Source organism: Polaromonas sp. P1_G4, assembly GCF_056405475.1.
In genome coordinates this window covers 1-919 of the sequence record NZ_JBFUCA010000926.1, presented here as the reverse complement: position 1 = coordinate 919, position 919 = coordinate 1, and the positions used below count along the sequence as shown (strand labels likewise).

The window sequence follows — 919 nt, the reverse complement described above, 5'->3', positions numbered from 1 at the left end:
CACTTGCATGTGGCCGCAACTTTTGTAACAGTGTGTCAAACCGACTGAAAAATGCGACATCCCGCCTTTTCAGCCTTCAAAATGGCTCTGTTACAAATTACCAGATGACTATGACCCAAGCTCAACCCAACGCCCGTGCCGACAAAATCCTGATCCTTGATGACGATGCCCGCATTCGCGACCTGCTGCGTCGCTACCTGGCCCAGGAAGGTTTTGAGGTCATCCTCGCCGAAGACAGCAAAGCGCTGAACCGCATCATGCTGCGCGACGCCGTCGACCTGATCGTCCTGGATTTGATGATGCCTGGCGAAGACGGCCTTTCCATCTGCCGCCGCCTGCGCGCCGCCAATGACCGTACGCCCATCATCATGCTGACCGCCAAAGGCGAGGACGTGGACCGCATTGTCGGCCTCGAGGTCGGCGCCGACGATTACCTGGCAAAACCGTTCAATCCCCGTGAATTGCTCGCCCGCATCCACGCCGTGCTGCGCCGCCGGCCGACGGCTGAAGTGCCGGGTGCGCCGTCCAGCGACCAGGAAGTGATTACCTTTGGGCCGTTTTCCTTCGATATGGGCTTGCGCACCCTGCACAAGAACGGCGAAGAGCTGCCGCTGACCACCGGCGAATTCGCCATGCTGAAAACCCTGGTGCGCCACCCGCGGCAGCCGCTGTCCCGCGAAAAACTGGCACAGCTGGCACGCGGACGCGAATTCGAGCCCTTTGACCGCAGCCTGGACGTGCAGGTGTCCCGTTTGCGCAAACTGATCGAAGTGGATGCTGCGGTGCCCCGCTACATCCAGACGGTCTGGGGTATCGGCTACGTGTTTGTGCCGGACGGAACGAACTAGCCCCCACGCTTTTCACTGCGCCTTCGGCTTCGTGTAATGCGCTGCCCCCCGAGGGGGCCACCCGCCTGCAG

The 919-nt window shown here is 61.0% G+C and carries 1 protein-coding gene; it reads left to right on the top strand.

The annotated features are described in order from the left end of the window. Window positions 1-110: 110 nt before the first annotated feature. Entirely contained in the window at window positions 111-848 is a 738-nt protein-coding gene (ompR, locus tag AC1D1X_RS24495) for an osmolarity response regulator transcription factor OmpR (protein ID WP_007866319.1), read from the top strand. Window positions 849-919: the final 71 nt, after the last annotated feature.

Bases quoted from the DNA above. Each gene is read 5' to 3' on its own strand.
- ompR (WP_007866319.1), top strand. From the start codon at position 111: ATGACCCAAGCTCAACCCAACGCCCGTGCCGACAAAATCCTGATCCTT.